General features: G+C 70.1%; 20 protein-coding genes. 8 read left to right on the top strand and 12 right to left on the bottom strand.

Annotated elements, in window-relative coordinates; genetic code table 11:
- The first annotated feature begins 13 nt into the window (after positions 1–13).
- Positions 14–244: a twin-arginine translocase TatA/TatE family subunit gene (locus VFZ09_RS07220; protein ID WP_047862949.1), complete on the top strand. Its 231-nt coding sequence runs from the start codon at positions 14–16 to the stop codon at positions 242–244.
- Here the strand turns inward: VFZ09_RS07220 and VFZ09_RS07215 are convergent.
- On the bottom strand, positions 241–999 hold the full coding sequence (locus VFZ09_RS07215) for a hypothetical protein (RefSeq protein ID WP_329726744.1): 759 nt from the start codon (positions 997–999) through the stop codon (positions 241–243). The two genes, VFZ09_RS07220 and VFZ09_RS07215, sit on opposite strands and share 4 nt — an antisense overlap.
- On the bottom strand, positions 986–3238 hold the full coding sequence (locus VFZ09_RS07210; protein WP_329726743.1) for a zinc-ribbon domain-containing protein: 2253 nt from the start codon (positions 3236–3238) through the stop codon (positions 986–988). The genes VFZ09_RS07215 and VFZ09_RS07210 overlap by 14 nt, the downstream gene beginning before the upstream one ends.
- Positions 3239–3387: 149 nt before the next feature.
- Between VFZ09_RS07210 and VFZ09_RS07205 the strand changes: the two genes are divergently transcribed.
- Positions 3388–4038, top strand: a complete 651-nt coding sequence (locus VFZ09_RS07205) for a polyhydroxyalkanoate synthesis regulator DNA-binding domain-containing protein (RefSeq protein WP_329726742.1) — start codon at positions 3388–3390, stop codon at positions 4036–4038.
- A gap of 110 nt (positions 4039–4148) precedes the next feature.
- On the opposite strand, the gene VFZ09_RS07200 is transcribed toward VFZ09_RS07205, so the two are convergent.
- The 3 genes from VFZ09_RS07200 to VFZ09_RS07190 all read right to left on the bottom strand — a co-directional run bounded on the left by VFZ09_RS07200 (position 4149) and on the right by VFZ09_RS07190 (position 5835).
- On the bottom strand, positions 4149–4502 hold the full coding sequence (locus VFZ09_RS07200; protein WP_329726741.1) for an MmcQ/YjbR family DNA-binding protein: 354 nt from the start codon (positions 4500–4502) through the stop codon (positions 4149–4151).
- A gap of 204 nt (positions 4503–4706) precedes the next feature.
- Positions 4707–5519, bottom strand: coding sequence for a ParA family protein (locus VFZ09_RS07195; RefSeq protein ID WP_329726740.1), 813 nt, complete (start codon positions 5517–5519; stop codon positions 4707–4709).
- A 10-nt stretch (positions 5520–5529) separates the two neighbouring features.
- Positions 5530–5835 (bottom strand): hypothetical protein, encoded by a 306-nt coding sequence (locus VFZ09_RS07190; protein WP_329726739.1) that lies wholly within the window; start codon positions 5833–5835, stop codon positions 5530–5532.
- Positions 5836–6000: 165 nt separating this feature from the next.
- Between VFZ09_RS07190 and VFZ09_RS07185 the strand changes: the two genes are divergently transcribed.
- A complete protein-coding gene (locus VFZ09_RS07185; RefSeq protein ID WP_329726755.1) occupies positions 6001–6921 on the top strand; it encodes an ArsA family ATPase in 921 nt (306 codons plus the stop codon).
- Positions 6918–8090: an ArsA family ATPase gene (locus VFZ09_RS07180; protein WP_329726738.1), complete on the top strand. Its 1173-nt coding sequence runs from the start codon at positions 6918–6920 to the stop codon at positions 8088–8090. Before VFZ09_RS07185 ends, VFZ09_RS07180 begins: the two co-directional genes overlap by 4 nt.
- A gap of 16 nt (positions 8091–8106) precedes the next feature.
- Here VFZ09_RS07180 and VFZ09_RS07175 read toward each other — a convergent pair whose 3' ends face one another.
- Positions 8107–8520: an endonuclease V gene (locus tag VFZ09_RS07175; RefSeq protein ID WP_329726737.1), complete on the bottom strand. Its 414-nt coding sequence runs from the start codon at positions 8518–8520 to the stop codon at positions 8107–8109.
- Positions 8521–8690: 170 nt separating this feature from the next.
- On the opposite strand from VFZ09_RS07175, the gene VFZ09_RS07170 reads away from it, so the two are divergent.
- Positions 8691–9821, top strand: a complete 1131-nt coding sequence (locus tag VFZ09_RS07170; protein WP_329726736.1) for a tetratricopeptide repeat protein — start codon at positions 8691–8693, stop codon at positions 9819–9821.
- Between the two features lie 377 nt (positions 9822–10198).
- The gene (locus VFZ09_RS07165; protein WP_329726735.1) at positions 10199–11440 is read left to right on the top strand and encodes a M48 family metalloprotease; all 1242 of its coding nucleotides are present in this window, start codon (positions 10199–10201) and stop codon (positions 11438–11440) included.
- A gap of 70 nt (positions 11441–11510) precedes the next feature.
- On the opposite strand, the gene VFZ09_RS07160 is transcribed toward VFZ09_RS07165, so the two are convergent.
- Positions 11511–12029, bottom strand: a complete 519-nt coding sequence (locus tag VFZ09_RS07160) for a tetratricopeptide repeat protein (RefSeq protein ID WP_329726734.1) — start codon at positions 12027–12029, stop codon at positions 11511–11513.
- A gap of 6 nt (positions 12030–12035) precedes the next feature.
- The gene (locus VFZ09_RS07155) at positions 12036–13100 is read right to left on the bottom strand and encodes a hypothetical protein (protein WP_329726733.1); all 1065 of its coding nucleotides are present in this window, start codon (positions 13098–13100) and stop codon (positions 12036–12038) included.
- Between the two features lie 205 nt (positions 13101–13305).
- Between VFZ09_RS07155 and ruvX the strand changes: the two genes are divergently transcribed.
- Positions 13306–13767, top strand: a complete 462-nt coding sequence (gene ruvX / locus VFZ09_RS07150; protein WP_329726732.1) for a Holliday junction resolvase RuvX — start codon at positions 13306–13308, stop codon at positions 13765–13767.
- A complete protein-coding gene (gene mltG / locus VFZ09_RS07145) occupies positions 13768–14841 on the top strand; it encodes an endolytic transglycosylase MltG (RefSeq protein ID WP_329726731.1) in 1074 nt (357 codons plus the stop codon).
- Between the two features lie 12 nt (positions 14842–14853).
- Here mltG and VFZ09_RS07140 read toward each other — a convergent pair whose 3' ends face one another.
- From VFZ09_RS07140 to VFZ09_RS07125, 4 genes are read right to left on the bottom strand one after another with little or no spacing between them, the layout of a single operon-like run.
- Positions 14854–16236 (bottom strand): C25 family cysteine peptidase, encoded by a 1383-nt coding sequence (locus VFZ09_RS07140; RefSeq protein ID WP_329726730.1) that lies wholly within the window; start codon positions 16234–16236, stop codon positions 14854–14856.
- A 4-nt stretch (positions 16237–16240) separates the two neighbouring features.
- The gene (locus VFZ09_RS07135) at positions 16241–17656 is read right to left on the bottom strand and encodes a hypothetical protein (protein ID WP_329726729.1); all 1416 of its coding nucleotides are present in this window, start codon (positions 17654–17656) and stop codon (positions 16241–16243) included.
- Between the two features lie 4 nt (positions 17657–17660).
- On the bottom strand, positions 17661–22994 hold the full coding sequence (locus VFZ09_RS07130) for an ATP-binding protein (protein WP_329726728.1): 5334 nt from the start codon (positions 22992–22994) through the stop codon (positions 17661–17663).
- On the bottom strand, positions 22991–25273 hold the full coding sequence (locus tag VFZ09_RS07125; RefSeq protein ID WP_329726727.1) for a CHAT domain-containing protein: 2283 nt from the start codon (positions 25271–25273) through the stop codon (positions 22991–22993). The genes VFZ09_RS07130 and VFZ09_RS07125 overlap by 4 nt, the downstream gene beginning before the upstream one ends.
- Positions 25274–25383 lie beyond the last annotated feature (110 nt).

Genomic DNA, 25383 nt, shown 5'->3' with positions numbered 1-25383 from the left:
CACTGTGCGCGGCATGCTGGGGCTGCGGACCGGGGAGATTCTTTTCATTGGGTTCATCCTGGTGGTGGTGTTCTCCGCCGCCCGGATGGGTCAGCTCGGCAATGCCGTGGGCAAGTTCGTCTACTCGTTCAAGAAGGCCTCGAAGGGTGAGGACCTCGTGGACGTGAAGACGCTGCCCCGCTCCAAGCGCGGCCAGGACGTGTCCGACGCCGACTACACCGACTCCGGCCCCAAGCGCGGCTAGTTCGAGCCGGGCGCCATCCCTCCAGCCAGCAGGCGCTCGGCCTGCTCGCGCAGCGAGGGGTGCACGGACATGTCCCGCGCCAGTTCCTCCAGATCGTTCGTGTTGAGCAGCGGGACGATCTTCACCCCCACCTCGGGCGGCAGGTACGGGTTGAAGACGAGCGCCCGGCGCACCCCGTGACGCGTGGACCAGCGCGGGGACTTCCAGATCTCCACCAGCGGCTCCGGCCGGGCCGGACGGCGCGCCGCCATGCGCACCACCAGCGGCTCGGTGAGGCGGGGATTGAGGAGCGCGTTGCGCACCACCGCCGGGTTGCTCGCCGTCACCAGCCGCGCGAGCACGTCCGGATCCCTCGTGAGCCGCGCCTGCTGCTTGAGGTGCCCCAAGGACTGGGTGAGCAGCTTCGCGTCCGCCTTGGCCGCCGCGCCCTCGTCGAACTCCTTCTGGGCCGGCCCCGTCTCGAAGAGGTCCGCCACCGACTCCAGTGACTGCACCTCGGCCATGCGCCGCATGGAGTCCGCGTAGGGGATGCTCGCCGCCTCCCGGCCCAGTGCCGTCACGAAGGCCGAGAGCACGCAGGTGGCCGGCTCCCAGCCTCCCCGGGCCAGCAGGATGACCTCGTGGAGCAGCTCGTTCGCGTCGAGCGGATCCCGCCGCGCGAGCTCCCGCGCGGCGGCCTTCCGGACGATCTCCGCGCTCCCGCTCAGGGCGTGGAGCTTCTGGATGACGGACCTGGTCTCCTCACGGCTTGGCATCGCCGGCGCTTCCCTCCTTCGACCCTCCGCTGGCCACCGCCGTCTGCTGCTCGAGCGTCACCTCGAGCCGGAAGTTCGCCAGATCCGAGGGGTATTCGTAGAAGAAGACGACGAAGGGCGCCCGGGCCCCGGGAGCCACTTCCTTGGCGGCGGCGTCCAGACGGGCCCGCAGCGTCTCGGCGTCCGCCGGGCTCGTGAGCTGGAAGAGCTCCTCGGGCGTGGGCACCGCGCCCGCGATGCCTTCCGCGGACTTCACCCGCTGCTCCCCTTCGTACAGCGCGACGCCCGCCTTCACCCGGACGGCGGAGGTGCCACGGTTCTCCACCTCGCCGCGGACGAAGAAGAGGCTGTGCCCAGCCCCCGTCTCGTAGAGACCGTTGGACAGGTCCTTCGCCACCAGGGGCCGCGTGGGCGACACCAGCTCGCGCATGCGCTCGGGTGACAGCTCCACCCGCCCATCGTTGAGCCAGGCCATGGCCATGGCGAGCAGGCCGACCACCAGCACCGCCGCCACCATGAACTGGGCGGCCAGCGAGGCCAGCCGCCGCGCGATGCCTGAACCCGCGCTCCCGCCAGGCGCCTGCTCCACCTTCGGAGGAGGAGGCGCGGCGATCACCGGAGGCGGAGGCGCGGGCGGCAGATCCGCGAGCACCTCGCGGCCCGGCGCGCCCTCACCGGGCCCCGGGAAGTCCGGGAACGGGTTGCGCTCGGTGGGCGCATTCGCCTTGGCGGTGGGCGTGGCCGCGACCGTCTGCGGCGCACCCCAGTCCGGAATGCCCGAAGGCGCCCCCTGCTGCGGAGCCCCCCAGTCCGGAATGCCCGAGGGTGCCCCCTGCTGTGGCGCACCCCAGTCCGGGATGGCCGAGGGCGCGGCGGGCGCGGGGCTCGGAGCGGGCGCCGGAGCCTTCGCGGCCGGAGGCAGCGCCGCCACCGGGTCGAACGCGGCGAACGGGTTGTCCCCACCGGAAGCCGGCGCGGGAGCCTGCGCGGAGGCCGGAGGCAGTGCCGCCACGGGATCGAACGCGGCGAACGGGTTGCTCTCCATCCCACCCGCCGACGCGGCGGGAACCGGGACGGGCGCGGCGCGGGCCGGCTTGGGAGCCGGAGCGGGCGGCGGAGGCTCGAACGAGACGAACGGGTTGTTGCCCTCGAGGCCCTCCATCTCCTCGTAGACCGGAGCGGCCGAGGCGCCGGGCAGCGTGGGCGCCTGCATCGTCGGCGCGTCCTCGGGAGGCAGGGAGAACGGATCCGGCTCCTCGAAGGACACGGGCGCGGCGGCGCGCGGCGCGGGCGCGGCACCCCGAGGCGGCAGCGTGGGCGTGGCCGGAACCGTCGGCGCGTCCTCGGAAGGCAGGGAGAATGGATCCGGCTCCTCGAAGGACACGGGCGCGGCGGCGCGCGGCGCGGGCGCGGGGCTGCGGGCCGGGACCTGCACGGGCACGGGCGCGGCGGCGGCCGGCTTGGGCGCCGGTGGAGCGCTCCGGGCGGGCACGGGCGTGGGCACCGGCCGGGGCGGCAGCGTGGGCACCGGGGCCGGGAGCGTCGCCTCCGTATCGGTCGAGCCGAACGGATCATTCTCGTCGAAGGAGAAGGGGGCGCTGCTCACGGGCGCGAGCGCGGGGCTCTTCGCCGGCACCTGCACGGGCGGGCTCTTCGCCGGTACCTGCAAGGGCACGGGCGCGGCGGCCTGGGCGGGCTTGGGCGCCGGAGCCGCGGGCCTGGGCGCCTGGGCCGGACCGGTCGCGAGCGCACCCGCGGGCTTGTTCGGAATGGGCGCCTTGGCGGCGAGCTTGAGCGCCTCGGCGGGCGTGGGGGTGTTCTCCCCCATGAACTCCATCAAGGGGTCCAGGTCGATGGTCGCCGGAGTCTTCGGTGGCTCCATCGCGCCGGCACGCGGCAGCATGGCGGGAGGAACACCGCCACGAGGCGCGGCGACACCGGGCACCGACGCGGCGGCGCTCACGGGCCCATCGAAAAGGTTGCCCAGACCCGCGGGGCGAGCCGGGGCCTTTCCCGTGGGCGGGGCGGCCAGGGGCGTGCCCGCACGAGGAGTGGCCGGCGGCTTCGCGGCCGGATCTGGAGAAGGCACACCCGGGGCCGGCGCGGCGGACGCAGAGTCCTCTCGCGCGACCTTGAAGGTGTGCTGACACTTCGTGCAGCGGACCTTGACCCCCTTGTCCGTCACCTTCTCGTCGGGGATCTTGAACCGCGTCTGACACCGCTCACACTTGACGATCATTCAGGGCTCGGCCGGTCCGGGAGTATAGGCGCAGAGGGGCGGCATCGCGAGCATGCCTCCACCCGGCTTGCCCGCCCCCCACCCCTCTGCTACAGGCTTTCGTCCCACACCGTGTGCGCAAGCATCCGCAGTGGGCGGGGAACGAGATTATGAGCGAGCCAGAGCAGGCAGGCGTGCCGGGCAAGGAGCCCAAGGTCATCAAGCGGTATACCAACCGCAAGCTCTACGACACCGTCGAGAGCCGCTATGTGACCCTGGATGAGATCGCCGCAATGATCAAGGAAGGGGTGGAGGTCCAGATCGTCGACAATCGGACGAAGGAGGACCTCACCTCGGTCACGCTGGCGCAGATCATCTTCGAGGAGGAGAAGAAGCGGAACCGGATGCCGCTGACGGTGCTCCGGGAGATCATCCGCCACCCGGGCGAGTCGCTGACGGGCTTCATCCAGAAGGAAGTCACTCCCCGTGTGGCCTCCATTCGCGAGGAGGCCGAGTCGCGGCTGGACAAGCTGCTGAGGCGCGAGAAAGAGGAAGGCATGCAGGAGGGCGCTCCCCCGCCCGCCGAGCAGCCGGCCGAGCAGCAGGAGGACAACACGCCGGGAGGCCCGGCGGAGCTGCTCAAGGCGAGCCAGCGGGCGCTGGAGGACTGGCAGCGGAAGATCGACGAGCGGGTGAAGCACGCCGTGGAGAACCTGGCGGGCAACCTGCCGGCGCTGGGCCGCGACATGGCGGTGCTGACGCAGCGGCTGGAAGAGCTCGAGAAGAAGCTGGACGAGCTCGAGAAGAACAAGCAGCAGTAACCGCCGCACTGCCCACCCCGCCCCGCCTGCCTCCCCTCACCGCCAATCTCCCCTCTCCCTCCGGGAGAGGGACGGGGTGAGGGTATCGAGGCTCGTGGGTTGCCCCCGTGTCACTTCGCCGGTGCGCGAGGGTGGGCCGCGTCCCACGCCGCCACCACGCGCTTGGGAGCAATCCGCCGCCAGGCTTCGACGAGCAGCTTCCCGAAAAGCGCCCGGTCCATGCGCGCGAGCTCGACGCTCGTCCATCCCTGGTGTCCCCACGGTGTGACGGCGAAGACCTCCGGCTGCATCTTCACGAAGGCGTCCTGCTCCTCGAGGGACAGCTTGAGGACGGCGCACTTCTCCTTCTCCCAGAGCGTCGCGAAGATCTTCCCGCGCACCCGGAACGACGGCTTGTCGAAGTGCGCCTGTTCCTCGGCCTCGGGCAGGGACAGCGCCAGCTTGCGGACGTCGTTGGGAGTCATGCCTGGGCACCTTCCTGGGGGTGGCGGCGCTCGTAGCGCTGCATCAGGGGCGTCACCGAGATGCCATGTACCACGATGGAGATGGCCACCACGGTGAGCACGAAGGGCACGAGCCGGCGCGCCAGCGACTCCTCCAGGCCGTGCCCGAGCGCATAGAAGAGATAGTACAGCGAGCCGATACCCCGGATGCGAGAGACCCCGAAGTTACGCCACGCGGGAGTCCTTCTTCCCGCGCTTCGTGGCCCGGGCGGGCGCCCCGTCGAAGATCTCCGTGGCGATGGCGGCGAGCATCCGGGCGCCGGTGCTGCTCGGGGCGTACTCCCAGATGGTCTTCCCGTGGCTCTGCGCCTCGTCCACCTTGACGTTGTAGCCGAGCGGCGTGGCGGCGAGGGTCTCAGGGAAGTAGGCCTTGAGGCGCTCGAGGATGGCGGTGGCGAGCGCGGTGCGGCGGTACAGGGTGGGCACCACCTTGGTGATGCGCAAGCCGGGGCGGCCCTCGGTCTCGGCGACCTGACGGACGGTGTCGGCCACCTCGGCGCACCCGTCGAGCGCGAAGTACGTGAGGGCCACGGGCACCACCACCTCGGTGGCGGCCACGAGGATGTTGCGCGTGGTGATGCCCATGGACGGCGGCGCGTCGAAGACGATGACGTCGAAGCCAGCGGCCTCCGCCGCCTCGAGCCGCCCGGCGAGCCGGTGTGCCCGGCGCTCGTCCTGGGCCACCACCAGGGGGAAGTCCGCCATCTCCTTGTATGCGGGCAGCACGGACAGGCCCTCGACGGCCGAGGGCTGGACCACGTCCTCCAGGCGCACGGCCGGATCGGTGAGCAGGTGGAAGACGTTGCGCGGCAGCGTGCGCACGTCCAGTCCGAGCGACTTGCCCGCGTGCCCCTGCGTGTCCAGGTCCACCAGCAGGACCTTCAGCCCGCGCTCTTTCGCGAGCCACGCCGCGGTGTTGACCGCCAGCGTCGTCTTGCAGGTGCCACCCTTCTCGTTGATGAAGGCGATGCGCCGCATGGAGGGCCCTCTACTTCTTCTTCTGGGCCGCGGCCGTCAGCGTGTCCAGCTTGGACTCCACCGAGGACAGCAGCCGCTCCAGGTCATCCACCTTGTTGCGCAGCTGCTCCACGTCCGCGCTGGAGGGCAGGTTCATGGCCGACAGCGCCGAGCGCAGCGCTCCATCCAGCGTGCCCTTGGCCGCCAGCGTGCGCGACACCACCGTCTGCACCGCCGCCACGAACTTCTCGTTGGACATCAGCTGCTGCGCCAGCTTGCCGGCGCGCTCCTCGCCGGTCTCGACGAGCTTCTTCACCACGGGGTTGTCTTTGAGCATGGGGGTGTCCATCAGTCCGCGGGGATTCGACGAGGGGGACGCGGAAGGTTCTGGAGAAAACGCGCGAACTCTGGAAGGACGCGACGCGACGTGTCAAGCGATGGAATCCAGATGACAGAGCGCGTTGACAGGGGGGAGGGGCGTCCCTACGGTTCGCCGCTCCCGATGGCCGGCCTGCTCGACAAGAGGGTGTGGATCGTCTCTGGCAAGGGTGGCGTGGGCAAGAGCACCATCGCCGCGGCGCTGGCGTTGCGCTCGGCGCGCGCCGGCAGGCGTACCCTGGTGTGCGAAATCAACACCCAGGAGCGCATCAGCCGCCTGCTCGGGCACCCGCCCGTGGGCCCTGAAGTGACGAAATTGGAGGACAACCTCTGGGCGGTGGACGTGCGCCCCCAGGAGGCCATGCGCGAGTACGCGCTCATGGTCCTGCGCTTCGAGACCCTCTACAAGACGGTCTTCGAGAACAAGGTGGTGCGTTACTTCCTGCGCTTCATCCCCTCGCTGCAGGAGCTGGTGCTGCTGGGGAAGATCCTCTACCACGCCCAGGAGAAGCGGCCGGATGGCAAGCCGTTGTGGGACACCCTCGTGATGGACGCGCCGGCCACGGGCCACGCCATCACCTTCCTGCGCGTGCCGCAGGTGCTGCTGCAGACGCTGCCGCCCGGGCCCATGACCCGCGAGGCCCTGAAGATGCGCGACATCCTGGAGGACCCCGCGGTGACGGTGGCCGTGCTGGTGTCGCTGCCCGAGGAGCTGCCGGTGAACGAGACGCTGGAGCTGCACGCGGCCCTGCGAGACCAGGTGAAGGTGCGCACGCACGCGGCGGTGCTGAACGCGGCCTTCCTCGAGCGCTTCACCGAGGACGACCTGGAGGCGCTGGTGGACCAGCCCGAGTTGCTGCGGGTGGCGCGCTCGCACCATGACCGGGCGGCGCAGACGGTGCTCGCGGAGATGAAGCTGGAGCGCAACCTGCACGTGCCGGTGCACCAGGTGCCCCGCATCTTCACGCCGGACTTCGACCGCTCGGCCATCGAGCAGGTGATGGGATACCTGGAGCCGATGGTGACGGGGAAGGCGGGGGCATGAACGCGCTCTCCGAGGCCCTGAAGCAAAAGCGCGTGCTGGTGTGCGTCGGCTCGGGAGGCGTGGGCAAGACGACCATCTCCGCGACGCTGGCGCTGCGCTCGGCGGTGGATGGGCGCAGCAGCCTGGTGTGCACCATCGACCCGGCCAAGCGGCTGGCCAACTCGCTGGGGCTCCACGCCCTGGGCAACGTGGAGGCCGAGGTCCCCGCCTCCGCCCTGGAGCCCCTGGGGGTGAAGCCCCGGGCCCGGCTCCACGCGATGATGCTGGACATGAAGCAGACGTGGGACGACCTCATCGTCAAGTACGCCCCACCGGACAAGCGCGAGAAGATCCTCTCCAACCGCTTCTACCAGTCGCTCTCCAGCGCGCTCGCGGGCAGCCAGGAGTACATCGCGATGGAGAAGCTGTGGGAGCTGCGCACGAAGCGCGACTACGAGCTCATCGTGCTCGACACGCCGCCCACGGCGCACGCGCTGGACTTCCTCGAGGCGCCCAACCGGGTGCTGGACTTCCTCGACAACGAGGCGGCCAAGTGGCTGCTCACGCCCGCGCTGGCGGCGGGCCGGATTGGCCTGTCCCTGTTCAGCCTGGGCAGCAGCTACGCGGCGAAGACGATCTCCAAGTTCACCGGCACGGAGACGCTGCAGGAGCTGGCCGCCTTCATGATGGCCATCGCGCCGATGAACGAGAGCTTCCGGGAGCGGGCGCGCGGGGTGCGCGAGCTGCTGGAGGCGGAGCAGACGGGCTTCGTGCTGGTGACGAGCCCGGGCCGCGAGCGGCTGGACGAGGTGATGCACTTCCACCGGCTGCTGAAGCAGAACGAGATGGACGTGGTGGCGGTGGTGGTCAACCGCGTGCACCCGATGCCGGGCGCGCAGCTGTGGGAGGAGATGCAGGGGCTCATCCCGGCGCGGCGCGCGAAGGTGGAGCAGACGCTGCGAGAGCTGACGATGCTGGCGGAGCAGGACGCGCGGGGCATCGCCGAGCTGCAGGCGGCGGTCGGCAACACGCCGCTCATCCAGGTGCCGCGCTTCGAGCTGGACGTGCATGAGATCAGCGCGCTGTGGCGCACGGGGCGCTACCTGATCGGCGACGAAGTGATTCCCGGCCCCACTGCCCCTCTCCCCTCGGGAGAGGGACGGGGTGAGGGTTCCAGCCCCCCGGGTTGAGCCCCGGGAGCCCCGCTCACGAATCCCGGCACAACCGGTCCACCCGGTTGAGCAGCGTGGGAATCCGCGAGGCCCCGTGCATCCGCCGCACGTGCTCCGCGGCCTCGCGGGCCTCCACGCCCACCGCGGTGACGAACAGGGGACGCTGGCTCTGCCCGCGCAGCACTGGCACCGCGAGCTGGCTGGAGTGGAACGCCGTCTTGGCCACGCCGATGACCGGCATGCGCCGCCCGAGCGCCTCGTACAGGTGCGCGCCCAACCCGGGCCGCTCCTCGCCCAGCCACACGTACCCGTCGATGACCACCGTCTCCAGCGGCTCCTGGACGCCGCCGAGCACCTTCAGCAGGTGGGGCAGCTCGCGGCGGTAGAACTGGCCGGGCTCGTAGGGCTCGGCGGGCGGGCCAACATCGTCGCTCCTCCAAGTGTCCACGGCTTTGCCCGCCCGGCAGCCGGGCATCGGGCCATGCGGGCGGGAAACCCGGGCGGAGGTTAAGCTGCGCGCCGCCTGGGAACTCCGGGACGGCTCTTGCTGTCCTGGAGGCAGGAAACCTGGACGGCCCCTCCGGGGGCCCCTGACGACCTATGCAGCGGAGGACATACATGTTGGCCACCTGGCGCAAGTGGGTGTTGGTGGGAGTTCTGGGCCTGGTGGGGTGCCGGACGACGGGCACGGCGGTGCGCGACACGCCGGAGACGCCCCGGCAGCAGGTGCACTTCGATCCGGTGACGGTGACGGCGGACCTGGAGCTGGCCTCGCTCAATGACGAGGAGCTGTTCGCCGGAGGCACGTCGGCCTTCGCGGCCAACGACTTCGCCAAGGCGGCGCGCTACTTCGGACGGCTGGTGGACTTCCACCCCCAGAGCAAGCACCGCGAGGAGGCGCTCTACAACGCGGGCCTCGCCCACGAGCGGCTGGAGCAGTGGGGGGAGGCGAACCTGCGCTTCTCCGAGCTGGCCGACGCGGAGAAGGGCACCGGCGACGCGCTGGACGCGGCCTTCCGCCTGGCCGAGACGCAGTACCACCTGGAGCGCTTCGCGGAGGCCGCGAAGGTGCTGGGCACCATCGCCGCGCGCTCGGACCTGCCGGTGGGCAAGCGCCTGGAGGCCCAGGTGCAGCAGGGCGTGTGCGAGCTGGAGACGGGGCAGAGCGAGAAGGCGGAGAAGACGCTGCGCCAGGCGCTCACCACGTACGAGTCCCTCGCGGACAAGGACGAGGTCGAGGACTACTTCCCCGCGCAGGCGCACTTCTTCATCGGGGAGATCTACCGGCAGCACTACGACCAGGTGAAGCTGGACCCGGCCAAGGGCAGCGACGCGCTGGCCAATGACTTGAACTACAAGGCCGAGCTGCTGCTGTCGGCACAGGGCAACTACCTGCGCGCCATCCGGGTGGGCAACGGGCACTGGGCGACGGCGGCCGGGTCGCAGATCGGCTCGATGTACGAGAACCTGTATGAGCACCTGGTGAGCTCGCCGGCCCCGGCGGAGCTGGACGCGGAGGAGGCGGCCATCTACCGCGAGGAGGTGCGCAAGAAGGTGCGGATCCTCCTCACCAAGTCCATCAACATCTACGAGCGCACGCTGGAGGCGGCTGAGCGCATCGGCTCGCAGAACACGTTCGTGGACAAGACGCGCCAGAGTCTGGAGAAGATGAAGGCCCTGCTGCTGGCGGACACGGAGTCGGCCCCCGTCCCCGAGGACGAGCCCACCCGGTCCAAGCCGCACTCCTGAGGCCATTTCCCCGAGGCCATTTCCCCTCGCCCCCCGGGAGAGGGACGGGGTGAGGGTGCCACGCATCCTGGATTGAACCCCGTGTCTCCACTGGGGCTCACGGGTTGAAGCGTGTAGCCCTCGATGAGCTGTTCCCGGTTCCTCTCGATGAACTCCGCGACCGTCGTCATACCGTGGGCATTCCTCGCACCCCTGAAGGTGCTGGGGACGCACGGCTCACGCCAGTACGGCGATGCGAGGGCGTTGTCCTTTCAACGCGTCAACGCGCTCCGGCGAGGGCAGCGGGAAGCTGGTGCCGGACAGCACCCCGCCGCCCCGGCGAGCCCCCCCCCCTCTGGGAGAAGCTCCGGGGAAGGGACTAGGCTCTGGCTCCACGCATGGAGCCCATCTTCACCCCCGAGCAGCTCGCCGAGATCGAGGCCTACCACCTGCCGCTCTACATCCGGAGCGCGGTGAGCCCGCTCGTCTACCTGGGAGTCCTGGCGCTCATCCTGGGCGTCCTGGTGCGGCCCTTCTACCGGTGGTCCGAGTCCAGCGCGGCCTGGCTGTCCCAGCGGCTCGCGGTCCTGCGCACGGCACCGGTCCTCCGGGTGGTGGTCCAGGCGTTGGATCGGCTCTGGGGCGAGCCGGGCTGGGGCGCGGCGCTGCTCTTCGCGCTACTGGTGGAGCTCTTCATCGAGCTCGTCTACGTCCCGGCGACCATCTACTTCGACTACGTGCTGGAGCACCGCTACGGCATGTCCTCGTACACGCCGCTGCGCTTCCTGGTGGACGAGCTCAAGGGCATCGCCATGGAAGGAGTCGCCGTCTCGGCGCTGGCGCTGGGCATGTACGGGCTGGCGCGGCGGATGAAGCGCTGGTGGCTGGTGCTGGGCATCCCCACGGCGCTGCTGATGCTGGGGGCCTCCGCGCTCGACCCGTACCGCAGCCAGGTCTTCTTCGAGCAGACGCCCCTGGAGCAGGGCCCCCTGCGCGAGCGCATCACCGCGCTCATGGCCCAGGCGAACGTCCCCTTCCAGGACGTGCGGGTGGAGAAGACGTCCGTGGCCAGCAAGCGCCTCCAGGCGTACTTCGCGGGCCAGGGCCCCACGCGCACCATCGTGCTCAACGACGTCATGCTGCGCGAGCTCCAGCCCGACGAGGTCCTCGCCGCCGTGGCCCACGAGGCCGGCCACGTCCACGAGCCGAAGTGGCCGGGGCGCATCGCCGCCTCGCTGGCCCTGGTGGGGCTCCTCTACGTCATCGACCGGATGCTGCGGCACGCCGCCGCCCGGGGCTGGTTCGGCACCACGCGCTTCGCGGACATCCGCACCTTCCCCCTCCTGTGGCTGCTCTCCTTCTTCGTCTTCTTCCTGAGCACGCCCCTCTCCTCCGCCTTCTCCCGTGAGCGCGAGCGCGAGGCCGACCGCTACGCCCTCCAGCTCACCCAGGACCCCGCCGCCTTCCGCCGCATGCTGGTGAAGGCCGCCCGGGTGAACAAGATGAACCCCGACCCGCCCCGCTGGGTCGTCCTCAAGAACCACACCCACCCGCCCATCCGCGAGCGGCTCGCCGCCATTCCTCCCGCTCCAGAAAAAAAGGCGCCAGCGGGCGGGCCCCTCTCCGAGCCCACCCACTGACGCCCTCCCCCCGGGCCGCCCGATCCCCTCCTCCCCTCCGCGGCCCGGCGGTCCCTCCCGGCTCCGCGGACTACGCCTTCGCCCGCGGCTCCGTCTGCAGCTTCTCCGCGGCCGCCAGCGTGATGGCCCTCACCAGCGCCTTCGCCCTCCGGCCCGCCGACGTCTCTCCCCTCGGGTCCGCCTCCACCGCGTTGGCCAGGTCCGTGAAGCCCTGCCGGTTGCCCCGCCGCAGGTACAGCTCGCCCCGGTTCACCAGCGCCACCGGGTTGGAGGGGTCCCTCTCCAGCGCCGCGCTGTACTCGGTGACCGCGTCCTCCAGCCTCCCGAGCTTCTGGTACACCGTGCCCAGCGCCGCGCGGCTCGCCGAGTCCTTCGGGTTCCCCTCCACCAGCCCCTCGAAGAGGATGCGCGCCTCCTCGTAGCGCCCCGCCGCCGCCAGGTCACACCCCACCTGGGCAATCGCCTTCGCCTCCGCGAACGTCATCCCCTCCACCTCCGCCCACGTCGCCTCCCCGCGCACGAACGCCTTCAGCTTCTCCGCCGTCGCCGTGTCCATGGTTCCTCCCTCGTACTTGATGACGCGTCCCATCTCCGCTCACGCGCTCCGCATGTTGGAGAGGGCCGTCTTCGCCATCTCGTTGAACTTCATGGACAGCGTGCTCATCATCTCGAACATCATCTTCCGCTTCTCCACCAGCTTCTGGAGCCGCAGGTTGAGGCGCTCGATGTCGCGCTGCGAGTCCGCGAGCGCCTTCTCGTCCCCCTTGCCGTTCTTGATGCCGGCCTGCTTGTCCTGCGCCGCCGCCAGCTGATCCATCACCTGGAGGATCTCCCCGTCCATCTTCTCCGTGAGCGACATGAGGATGGCCTCGATCTTCTCCTCCAGGCTCATGCTCGGGTCGTTGATGATGCCCCTCATGCTCGAGCTGGCCGTGCCCCCCGTGGACCCGGATGGCACGCAGCCCGTGCCCGCGGGCCGCCCGTACTGGGCGAAGTCCGCCTTCACCTTGAAGATCTCGTTCTGGATGTTGCTCAGGCTGACGCGGTCGTCATTGTTCATGTCGCGGAAGATCTGCCCCTGCGAGTGGACGCCACCCGAGGTTTCGAGCCGCTCGAAGTAGCCCGGGTTGTCCACGAGGAAGCGGGCCGCCTGGCGCAGCTCGGGCGACACGCGCGCGTCCTGGGCGATGCGCTGCAGGTCCCCTCGCGACAGGTTGCCGTCCAGCTTCCCGTCCGTCGCGTCGAGGTAGCGGAAGTTCTGCTGGAGCGTCTGCAGCGCGTGGAAGTAGTCGTTCATCTTCGGATCCAGGTGGCTGCCCTGCGTGCCACCACACGCCCGCGCCGGGCCGCTCGTCCCCGGCGGTGAGCAGTCCCGCGCCGGAGGGCGCGCGTAGCCCTCACAGGCCCGCGCGCTGTCGGCGGGCGGCTTGTACTCGGTGGTGGCCGGCGGATTCTTCGTCAACTCCTGCGCGAGCCCCATCGCGCCATCGGCCGCCAGCATCACGTTGCCCGTCATCGCGCCCACGGCCACCTTCGCCGCATTGGTAATCGCCGGCGGCAGCCCCAGCGCGTTGCCCGCCGCGTCGATGAGCGCGCCCCCCGACAGCAGGCTCGTCACTCCCCCCAGTGCACTGCCCAGACCCCTCAAGAAGTCACTCATGGTGCCTCCCGCGCGGCACCGGGGCTCCATGCCTCCGGATGCCGCACCGTGTTCCGCGCCTGACGGATTGCAGCGGCGATGCCGGGCCCGGGCCCTCGCCCGGCTCAATGAATTCAGCGGGTTGGCCCGCTCACCGGGCGAGCACGGTCCTGCCTCGCGGACGGGGCGGTCCACGGCCGGGGATTGCGGTTACATTCCGCCGCGCATGCGCACCCTGGGCCTCGATTACGGTACCAAGACGATTGGCGTGGCCGCCTCGGACGCCCTGGGCCTCACCGCCCAGACCGTCACCACCCTCCGCCGCACCAGCCTCAAGGCCGACCTCGCCGCCCTCAAGGAGCTGGTGCAAGAGTACGAGGTCGAGCGCTTCGTCGTCGGGTTCCCCCTCAACATGGATGGCACCGAGGGCCCTCGCGCCGAGGCCACCCGCAAGTTCGTGGACGCCCTCACCCAGGCGCTCGGCCTGCCCGTGGAGCTGTGGGACGAGCGCCTGTCCACCGTGGCCGCCCAGCGCACCCTGCTCGAGGCGGACCTGTCGCGCGCCAAACGCCGCGAGGTCATCGACCAGATGGCCGCCCAGTTCATCCTCCAGGGCTGGCTCGACGCCCGCCATCCTCCGTCCTCGGGCGACGCCTACGACGATGGCGACTACGACCCGGAGCCGTAGGTGAAGAAGGTCCTGCTCGCCCTGCTCGTGCTCGGGGTGCTCGCGGCGGCCGTCGCGGGCGCCTGGTACCTGCGCCGCGAGCGGCGGATCTCCGAGTTCGCCCTCACGCCCGTCACCCTCCCCGCCGAGGGCATCACCCTCGCCGTGCCTGGCGGCAACGGCCCGAGGACGATCGCGAAGATGCTGGCGGACGCGGGCATCGTCACCGACCCGGAGCTGCTCTACCTCTACATCCGCCGCGAGCGGGTGGGCACACGGCTCAAGGCCGGCGAGTACCTCTTCGAGGGCACCCTGACTCCCGCGCAGGTGGTGGAGCAGCTCGCCTCCGGCAGGGTGAAGCTCTACCGCTTCACCGTCCCCGAGGGCCTGCGCGTCGAGGAGATCCTCCCCATCCTCGCCGGCTCGGAGTTGAAGCTGGACCTGGGAGAGTTGGAGCGGCTCGCCTCGGACCCGGGCTTCCCGCGCGAGGCGGGCGTGCCCGCGGCTTCGCTCGAGGGCTTCCTCTATCCGGACACGTACGCCTTCACCCGGAACGCCACCGCGGAGCAGGTGCTGAGGAAGATGGTGGAGCGCGCGCTGGAGGAGTACCGGAAGGCGGACGCGCAGCGGAAGGACGGGGTGAAGCTCTCGCTGCTGGAGACGTTCACCCTGGCCTCCATCGTGGAGAAGGAGACGGGCCAGCCCCAGGAACGGCCTCGCATCTCGTGCGTCTTCCACAACCGGCTGCGCCAGGGCATCAAGCTCGAGACGGACCCCACGGTCCTCTACGCCATGAAGCTGCGGCGCGGGGTGTACTCGCGGAACATCACCCGGAAGGACTTGAGGACGCCGCACCCGTACAACACGTACACCACCCCGGGGCTGCCACCGGGGCCCATCGCCAGCCCGGGCGCCGCCGCCCTCCAGGCCGCCCTCCACCCGCTGGACTGCGATGATCTCTTCTTCGTGTCGCGCAACGACGGCACGCACATCTTCTGTCCCACGCTGGCGTGTCACGAGGCGGCGGTGCGCAAGTGGCAGGTGGAGTTCTTCCGCGAGAAGCGCCGCCGGCAGCGGATGAACGGCACGCCGTAGCCACGTCCCGGCTCAGGACAGGAGCTCGACACGCACCCGGACGGCCGGGTCTCCGAGCACCACGTAGTTCCGCGCGTCAGTCCCCTCGAAGCAGCGGGAGACCAGCTCGAGCGACGGCCCCGCCGACTTCTGGGAACCGAGCAGCTCGCGCTGCAGAAGGGTCGCCATCAGGAAACGGTCGCGGAAGTCCCGGACCGCATGCCCTACCGGCTCGCCATTCAGGATGCGCCCGACGCAGTTCCGGAAGGGGTGGAGCCGTGGCCCCACCCGCGGTGGCCGTATCGAGTAGGCCCAGGTCCGCTCCACATGGCCCAGCACGGCCAGGGCCCCCCCATTCGGATGGGACAGGAGCCGCTGAGGCAGCGCGGCCACGAACGGCTGGGGCGAGAGATGGGCCGGTATCTGCTCCGGCAGGAAGGCGAACTCCGCCTTCCGGGGTGTCCCCGCGCTGAAGCAGGCGAAGAAGAACGCGACGAGCCCATGGAGCCGGGCATCGTCCGCGATGTCCGCCGCGCTCAGGTAGTGCGTGCTCTCGATGGAGCCGGGGCCCGTCCACTCCTGGCAGAGCAGCGCGCCCTGCAGTCCGCGCTGAAGCGCATGCCCCGGCGCCATCCCCATCCCATGCGAGGCGGTGAACAGCAGGGTGGGACGCTGCTCGCCACGCCCGTGCAGCACCTCGGCGAGGTGGGCCCTCGTCCCCGCCTCGCCAATGAAGGAGACACCGTCATACCCATGGGCCCGTGCCACCGAGGGCTCCGAAAGGGGCGTGAGCAGGTAGTCCGCGCTCAACGCCGTCGCCGTGTCTCCCGGATGCCGGGGGCCCCACCAGGTGACCCGCTTCTTCGTGGGAACGGAGGACGCCCGCTCGTAGTCGATGACGCTCCGGGCGTACCGCGCATACCCGTCAGCGGACTCGAAGCACAGCCGCCCGACCGCGTATTGGCCGCTCAGCACATACTGGAAGTCGAAGGGAATCTCCGTCGGCGCGCCCACCAGCAGCAGGTAATAGGGCAGCAGGCTGGGGATCACGTCCCCGCTCGACATGCCGTGGCGCACCAGCCACTCCTCGGCCTTCTCCCCCGGAAGGTAGTCGAGCACGTGGAAGCAGCCGGCCTCGACATGCGCCTCCCGGTGATCGATCAACGGCTGGAGGGCCTGGCGTACCGGCTCGGGCGTGCCCACGGGAAGAACGATTCCCCACCCCGCCCGGCGGACGTCCGGCTCGCTGATTCCATACGGCAAGGCGTGGAATCGCCCGGCGTCCTGCTCCGGTGGAAGTGAGTCCCGGAGCCTCGCTTCGACCGCGCGCGCCACCTGCTCGAGCGGGAGGGGTGGAACGAGATAGCGGCCCGTCGATGCATCGACTCCGCTCAGGACGAGCGTCTCCTCCTCCATGGCCTCAGAACGCCTCCTCTCCCATCTCGAGCGCCTCGGGCCCCATGCCCGCCAGCAACGCACCGAGCTCCTTCCCCAGCACTCCCGCGGAGGCGGTGGCCTCGGCGTCCTCTCCGCGCAGCTCGAGCACGTAGGGCGCCGCCAACAGTTCGAGCGCCTGTTCCGCGAGCCGTCTTCGCGCCTCCTCGCGCCGCGCATCCGCTTCGATCCGCTCCGTCTGGAGCCAGCCGCGCAGCGCGGCGCTCGCCAGCCGCCGGGACGTCAGGAGGTTGATCGGCTCCGGCACGTGCGGCCAGTCCACCTCGAAGTGTGCGTGCCGGAAGTCGAGCATCTCCGCGAAGGAGCAGTCCACTCCGGGCAGACGGCCCAGTGCCAGCCCGACGACCCGGGGCACGAGGGCGAGCTCTCGTTCCGCCCGCGGGTCTCCCTTCACGAGCCGGGCCGCCTCCATCCCGCGCAGGGGCCGCCGGGCTTCCTCGCCGAACCCCAACGCCTCGGCCACCTGGGCCATCAACTCCAGGCGAATCACCGCCGGAGGGTACCTCCTGTCGTACGACTCCCGCATGCGCTCGGATGGCCGCCACGCGAACTCCGTGAGCGCCCAGAGCGCGGCCGTCCCCATGGAGACGAGGGAGAACACGTCCGCGAAGATCTCCTGGGCCCACCCCCTCCAGCGCAGCGAGTCCTCCAGCGCATCGGGAGAGCCACGCGCTTGCGCCTCCGTGCGCACGGTCTGGCACAGGGACTCCGCGAAGGCGTCCTCCAGGCCGAGGAAACCCTGGACCTGATGACCCACCTCGTGACCGATGAAGACGAGCCACCAGGGCGAGTGGAGACACATCACCGGCAGATGGATGACCTGCACCGGCAGCTTCTTCAGGTGGCTGAGCAGCAACTCCTTCCCCGCGTCCCTTTTCAGCTCCCGGGGAACCGGCTCGACCGTCCGCGTGAGGGCCGGTGAGTGCTCCAGATCGATGAAGGGCAGCGGCACGGGCATCGCCTGGAACGGCAGCCCCAGGAGCCTCACGTACTCGTGGACCGGCTGCCAGGTACTCCAGACGACCTGATCCGCGGCACGCAGGAGGGGCCCCATGACCGCGTCGTCCCGTTGATCGAATCGCTCCCGGAAGAACCGCCACATCCTCCGCAGGCAGAGGGCCCGGAGCTCCATCCCCAGGCACTCCTCATGGAAGCGCGCTTCCGGCAGCGCGCCATCCAGCCCCTCGAGTTGCTCGTCCAGATTCCTCCTGGCACTCCGCAGGTAGCCCTCGACGAAGTCGAGCTGGGACCCGTGGTGATGCCCCACGTCCCTGTCGCGCCGCTCCTTCAGCCACACGTCCAGGCCGTGCCCGAACGCGCGCAGCTCCTCGCGCACCCGCTCGCGCCTGCAACGATTGGCGAGGGGGACCCCGTTCCCCATGGCGCTACCCTCCTGTCTGGAGGAGTGGCTCCGTGCCATCCCGCACCAGCTCCGGTGGGAGGTACAGGCAGAGGTCCATCGCGGCCTCCGTCCTTTCCCGTGGCGTCATCAGGGGGATGTGCTCCCGGACGAGCGAGCGGAGCTCCGGCATGAGGCCGTCCAGCAGACCCGGCCAATCCTGCTCGTTCAACCGGGGCGTGAGCTCCTTCAGCACCAGCGCCGAGATGTCGAGCGGGAGGCACGGAAGCACCACCACCGCCGTCAGCTCTCCGGATTGGGCCAGCCTGGCCGCGAACCAGCGCAAGAGGCCCGCCTGCAACCGCTCGGAGGCCAGCCACTGGCTCGAGACCAGGGGGACTCCCTGCAGGATGACCATCCGGAGGTTGGGGTAGTTGCGCAGCAGATCACTCCCCGCGATCAGTTCCTCCCGGCTCCGGCTCTGCTGTTCGTAATACTCCTCGCCCACCAGTTGGAGCCGGACACCGCGGGAGGTGGGAACCGCCGACGTGATGAGGTGCACCACGTCCACGCACCAGTTCGACTGGACACTGTCGCTCGCGTCCGGGAACCGGGTACAGCCTCCCCAGGAGGCCCACGCCTGCTGCGCGAGGGAGAGCTGGAGGGGACCCGCGCACAAGGGCTGCGCGCACTGGAGGGGCTCCTCGCGGAGCGCGCCCGCCCGCAGGCCATCCGCCACGACCCGGCGGAACCGCGGGAACTGGCGCCCCTCCTCCGCCCCATGCTCCACGCCCAGGATGTATTCCCAGCAGGGCTCGGCGGCCTCCGGAGTGACCCGGAGCGTGACGCCTTCCCGGGCCGGAGAGCACGCCACCTCCCGCAGCCAACGGGGCAGCATCCTCCGCACCTCCTCGTAGGACACGCGCGGATCGACGTCGAACGTGCACACCCGCTCACGCGGGGAGGACTCCAGGGAGACCTCGACGCGTAGCGCCGGCCCGAGCAGCACGCCCTTCTCGAGGGGCATGGTGGGCTCGGCGAGCACCCGCTGCACCATCAAGCACGTGGAGGACGAGGGAGACTCCCCTTCACCCCACCGCCTCTCCCGCTCCACGCCACCGCGCGCCAACGCCCACAGCGCCTCGAGCTCCGTCGACATCTGCAGGCGCCCCGACGGGAAGTAGCCGCCATATCGCCGCGAGCTCTCCTGGAACAACCGCTCCAGCCGCTGGGTGTTCCCCTCGAGGAGCGCCGCGCTCCGGGCCATGCAGAGCATGAGCCTCAGCAACCAGGGCTTCCACCCCGTGTGCATGAGGTGGGTGTCGATGAGCTCATGCGGGGCGCCCCGTGCGGCCGCCTCCTGGAGCCGTTGCCACGCGGGGAGCGGAAGGCCCTTCTCCACCATCTTCCCGTAGTCCCGCGACAGCGCCTCCAGCATGCCGGGCAACGAGTCCGGCGCGAAATGGTTGCGGGCGAGAACCTCGCAGGCCCCGGCGATGAACGCCCCGACGGTGTCGCCCACGCGCAGGAACTGGGAACGGGACAGCGCGAGCAGCAGCGCGCCCTGCCTGGGCAGCCTCAGCGCGAGCAGCTCCCCCTCCTCCCGCGCCAGCTCCGCGAACCTGCGCCCCCCGAGCCGCTCCACACCCCAGCGCAGCACCTCGGGCAGCGGCTCCTCCGCGGATGCCTCCTCCCGCAGCACCCACAGCCGCAGGCCGAGCCGCACGAGCTCCTCCGGGTGCCCGGGCCGGTCCTGGCACCACGTGTCCACGAGGGACAGCAGACGGTCCGGCTCACGGAAGTCGCGCGTCCGGGACCAGCGCTCCGCCAGGAGGCCCGCCTCCACCGCATCCAGCAGGCAGCAGCAGGCCCAGAAGTCGAGCCGCTCCAGGCTCCCCAGGGGCGCGAGCAGTTGCTTCGAGGCCCATTCCAGCAGCAACTCCGCCGAGGTCTCGTCCAGGACGGGCGCGGAGCGCCAGCAAGCATGGCGCCAGCGCACGCCCGCTTCTCCCTTCGGAGGCCTGAGCTGCCCCGTTCCGAAGAGCCTCTCGACGTAGTCCGGCCTCATCTGCCCATGGATCGACGCCATGAGGAGCAGACGCTCCGGCGGGAGCTCCGCCGGGGGGTTGCGCAGGAGCCGCTCGTAGAAGGTGGAGGACAGCTCCCCGAAGTTCCGCATCCGCCGGGCCACGCGCAGCGAGGCGTGGTCCGCGCTCTCCGCTCCCAGCTCGAACATGGCGCGGCGCTCGCTGCCACGGGCCTGCGCGGAGAAGCAGTCCTGGGCTTCCTCCACCTGTCCCTGCATCGCCATGAGCTCGGCGAGCACCACCAGGGCCGGCGAAAAGGCCCGGTGGGCATTGCACTCCACCGGCAGGTCCACCGGCGCCGGGTCGAGGAAGTCCAACTCCTCGAGCACGTCCGCCTCCACCCGTCCCGCCAGCATGAGCAGGGCGGCATTGAACCGGTCCTGATCGATGTTGCTCGCGCCCGGCAGGAACACCGTGGCCGAGGAGCCCCGATCCTTCCAGCCCAGGTGCGCGAGCACCTCCCGGGCGGAAGCATGGACCGGATACATCGCCCGGATGTACTCCAGCCGGATGCGTGCACCCAGGTCCTCGGGGGAACGCCAATCCAGCCAGCGCCGGGGCGTGGGCCCGGGCCCGACGAGCTTCAGCGCCTCGGAGAACCACTCCTTCATCTTGCCGTCCATGTGGGGCTCGCCCCGCAGCCTCGCGTTGCGCCCACACAGCACGAGGGCGAAGGCCCGGAGCTCGCGCGAGGCCCCGGCGGCGTCCAGGAGCTTGCGGAGCTGGTCGAATTGCCGCGTCGTCCCGGCGAGACGCACCTGCCGGGTGTCCTCCGCGCGCTCCAGCACGGCCTCGATGGCGGCCACATAGGACGCCAGCTGTTGCTCATCCCGGAGCGAGGGATCCCACTGGAGGGGTTTGCCCTTGGGTTTGTAGCTCTCGTCCACCAGTTCCCAGAGCTCGTCGATCTGCTCCACCCGGAGCGGGCGCTTGCGGAAGCGAGTGGCCACCAGCAACCCGGCGGTGGCACGGAACTTCAGCCGCCTGTTGCCCCGGGCGAGCTTCCAGACCTCATCCCAGACGCTCTCGGCATTGCGCCAGCCCTGGGCCAGGGCCGCCGCGTACGTGGCGAGCACCGCGGTCCGCAGCTCCTCCTCCAGCGGCTCCATGGCGCGCTCCGGCGAGTGCTCCGGGGCGAGCGGCCCATGCTTGGCCAGCAGGCGCTCGCAGAGCTCCCGTCCCCGGTCGAACTCCCCCAACTCCGCCACCCGCCGCTCCATGGCCTGCCACCACCCCAGCACACGCCGGGAATGGTCCCGCGCCCGGGGCCGGTCCGGGTGCAACAACAGACGGACGAGGATGTGGACATGGAACGTCTGGAGCTGCTCGAGGGGCGCGCTCGTCGTGAAGGCCTCGAGGTGTTCCACCACCCGGTTCCAGGCGGCGATCCATGCCTTCTCCCGCGACTGACGCAGACAGCGCGAGAGTTCCTCGCGCAGCACCGGCTCCACCTCGTAGATCTGCCCATCCCCATCCAACCACTCCTGCCGCAGCAGCTCCTCGAACGCCTCCTCGAACTCCGCCTCGCTCCCCTCCTTCCACGTCGAGGCCAACAGCTCCCGATCGAAACAGCCCAACAGCGAGAGGGTGGGCAGCAGCGACTCGAGCCCCTCGTGGCCGATGCGCTCGAGGATGCGGAACTGGACGTACTTGACCTGTTTCTCCGCCCGGATCTCCTCGGGGGTGAGCTGGGGCGAGCGAAGCACCCAGTTCACATAGAGCCCGAGCCTGTAGGGGTTGAAACGCTCGACGTCCACGCGAGGCGCCTCGGAGGGATCCGCCCAGATGAAGCGCGAGGAGCGGCCCCCCACCCAGCCGTGCTTCAGGAGACGGCCCTCCTCCCGGCTCTGCTCCAGGATGGGCGGCAGCAGCGCCCGCGCCTGGACCGCATCCGTCCTCCCGGAGTGCTCGAAGGCGAGTCCGAAGAAGGTCCTGGCCTCCGGGTGGGTGAAGCCGCGGATCTCATGGAGCCGCAGGTACGGGCGCGGGGGGAACTCCGGGAGCGAGCTCTTCGCCCACCAGCCCGCCCCCGCCGAGGCGAGTCCACGCCGGCCACAGAAGACGACTCGCAGCCCGGGGTGACACGCATGCATCTGCTCGAGCAGGAGGAAGGTGACGCGAAGCTTCTCGGACAACCATCCCCCCACCCGGACGAGCTCCTCGCACGTGTCGAGCACCAGCACGGTGGGCTGGGGCAGTTGCGCCAGCGCGGCGGCGAAGGGGTACGCGAGCTGCTGCGTCAGGACCGCATCCGACACCTCGATGCTCCAGTCCTTGCGTATCACGCGCTCCCGGAGGCGGAGGATGTTGTTGTCCAGCTCCTTGAACAGGCGGTTGCCCAGCCCCGTCCGATCCTGCAGGCGGAGCTGCTCGGCGAGTCTCTCCACCAGCAACCACGGGGCCCGCGAGGGATAGTCCGGGGCCAGGCGATCGAAGTCGATCCGGGCCGCGCATCCTCCGCGCTCGGGAACCAGGCGGGTGACGATGTGGCGGGCCAGCATGGTCTTTCCCACTCCGGCCTGGCCGATGTAGTGCAGCGCCCAGCACCCGTCCTCTCCCTCCAGCAGGCGATCGAAGGCACGGAGTTGCTCCTCGCGGGCGACGAAGTCGTGCAGGTGCTGCATGTCCGTGGCGCGCAGGTGGATCAACTCGAGCCACCGCCAGGCCTTCGCGATGGCGGCGACCCCCTCCAGGCCGAAGAAGGGCTCCAGGCGCCTGGCGGCCTCCACCCATCTCAGCGCCTCCCCGAGCGCCTCATCCGTCGTCTCCCGCCAGGGAGTGCCCGCGGCGGGGACCGGCCTCGGGAGCAGTATCTCCAGATGACCATTCAGCGCCGCCTCGAGCGCCTTCACACTCGTCGCCTTCGAGGCCAGCGCGGCCCAGCGGCGCACCGCGCTCGGGACACGTCCCCCGTCGCGGGCCTGTGCATCGATCGCCCGCCCCGCCGCGACGATCGCCGGACGGAAGCGGCGCTCCACCACCCCCAGGCGCTCGAGCTGCTCGGCCCTCACCGACTCGGGCATCCAGAACAACTCGCCCTCGGGATCTTCCGCGGGTCTGGATTCGCACAAGCCCCTGTCGCGCATCTCCCGCAGCAGCTCCCCCACATCCTGGAGCCCCGAGGGAAAGCCACAGGCCCTCGCCAGCTCCACCGTCCACGAGGGGACGACCAGGAGCCACTCGATGGCGTCCTTCGCAAGGCTCTCCAGCCACGCCTTGCGCGTGTTCCGGATGCTGGCCAGTTGCTCCTGCTGCCCACGCAAGAACGCCTCGCGCATGTCGGATTGGATCACGACCGGCCCTCCTCCCGCTCGGCCATCCAGATCCGCTCATCATCCGCGGGCTCGAGCAGCTTGCGATTCACCGCCGTGCGGACCACCGCCTCGACCTCATCGGAGTAGAGGCGCGAGGGGATGCCCATCACCTTGAGGTGCATCTGATCCAAGGCGAAATTGGCCATCTCCGCGTCGATCTCGGGCTTGAAGACCAGCTTCTTGAACAACAGGAACTGCTCATAGGGCACGAGCCCCTGGTCCTCGGAGAACGGACCGAGCTTGTGGCTCTCCACGTTCAGCCGCTCGTACAGCTTCTTGAGCGACTCGTCCGACAACCCGGAGCGCGCGGCCCGGTGCGTGGTGAAGACGACCGGGACCGGGAACTTCGCCGAGCCCAGACCGTAGGACGTCAGCAGGGTCCGGAGATCGGAGATGTCGGGCCCGAACTGATGGATCTCATCCAGGAACACCATCACGCCCTTGAACACCATCTCGTCCTTGTTCTCCTTGGGCTTCATGGCGTCTTGGGAGAGCCGCGCCAGGTCCTCGGCGAGCGCGGCCCTCACCACCCGGGGATCACTCACCTTGCGCGCCGTCCTGAGCCTCCGCTCGACCTCCGGATGCAGCGGCGCGAGGGGATCTTCCCGGCGCGCCTGCAGGAGATCGAACTCCAGGGGCTCCTTGGACTCGAGATCGAACTCGGCGCGCACATCCAGGATGCTCTGGCTGAGCTCCTGGGCGAGCCCCCAGATGGAGGCAGGAGGCTCCTCGGCCTCCCGTTGCTTGCGCAAGAAGACAGCGTCCTTGTTGGCCGCGCGAGCCCGTTTGATCCGCTTGATGGTGGGCACACACGGGAGGAAGCCGGAGTAGAGCGCGAGGACGGCGAACTCCTCGAGCAGGGAGGTCAACCCGAACTGGTCCTTCTTGTGGATGACCAGTGAATCGGACTCCACGGGACCCAGGATGGCGAAAAGGGTCTTCCGCCACGCACCGGAGTCCAGCCACTGCTCGAACTTCCGCCGGGCTCCGAGCCGGTCACAGAACGGATTGTTCGTCTTGAGGGTCCGGACCTTCTGCTGAAGCTGGTAGAGCTTCGCCGCGTCCGAGATCTCCACCACCGGCGGCGAATCCTCCCGGACGACCAGGTGGGGGAAACACCAGTCACTCCGGCTCGAATAACCCTCGAAGTGGACGAGCGCGGCCCGCCGGCCCTCCGCCACGGCCCGGGACGCGTCCAACCAGACCGCCTTCTCCTGCTCGGACTCCTGCTCGAACTCCCGGAGGAACGCACCATAGAAGTGGAGGCTGAAGAGACGGCACGCATGGTCGGCGATCCGCCCCGCCATGCCGATGACCATGGGAATGCCCAACTGGGCGAGCTGCACCGCCAGGGGAAGCTCGGGAGGCCGTGGCTCCGGAGCCCGGGAGGAGATGGGCATCCCCGACGAATCACACGCGTTGAGGAGCACGATGCTGGGGAGTTGCTGGCTCTTCTTCCGGAAGATGTCGATGAGCCTCCGCGCATCGCACCGCTCGACTCCCGCGTATCTGCTGCCCTCGCTGGTGCCATCCGAACGCAGGTGGAGGCCCTTCCACTCGCCATGGCAGATGAAGTGGACGATGGTGGGCTGGAACTCCTCGACCGCTCGCTCCAGCATCTCCGGCGTGGCATCCAGGAGGATGCGGCTGTTCAGCGTCACCTCGACGACCCGGCGCAGCTCGCTGAGCACCGCCAGGTACTCGGCGCCAGGCTTCAGGTGCCTGCCCCCCGTGGGGGAGCGCGGCTGCTGCGAGTTGATGTTGATGACGAACAACACCCGGAAGGGGATGGCGGAGGGCGCCCTCGGTCCCTCGGCGCCTGTCGGGGCGAGCCGCACGAACGAGACCCGTGGGTCGCGATGCGCGGCCAGGAAGCCCTCCGGCCCCCGCATCATCTCCCAGGGCAATCCCGCCAATGACCAGGCATCCGCTTCCCAGCGGAGCAGAAGCTCGAGCGCCCCATCCCCGGCACGCGCCACGAGCTGGTTCCAGTGCGCCTCCCCGAGCAGGGTATCGAAGAGGTAGCGTCCGAACGCGTCCATGTCCCCGTCCGCGGGGCTCCGCCCGACGATGCGCGCGTAGACCTCGCGGATCTCCTCGGGCGACGCCTGGAGGCAGCGGACGCCCCCCTCCCGCTCGTCCGCTACCTCCTGCTCGGGTGGCAGGGGAAACCCTTGCGGCGAGCGGCGGATCCGCCGCGCCTCGAGCCCCTCGATCTCCACCGTCCACCCCGCCTCCGCCGCCTTGACCGAAATCACGGTCCGCATCCAGGACATCCCCTTTCCCGCATGAGCGCGAGCCCTGTAACGCCCGTACGCTCGCAGCCTCCCCAGGCCCCGCTCACCGGGTGCGGAAGGCGAGCGGGGAC

Origin of the sequence: Archangium sp. (assembly GCF_036277355.1) — a bacterium.
GTDB lineage: Bacteria > Myxococcota > Myxococcia > Myxococcales > Myxococcaceae > Archangium.
This window is presented reverse-complemented; position numbering and strand designations above follow the sequence as displayed.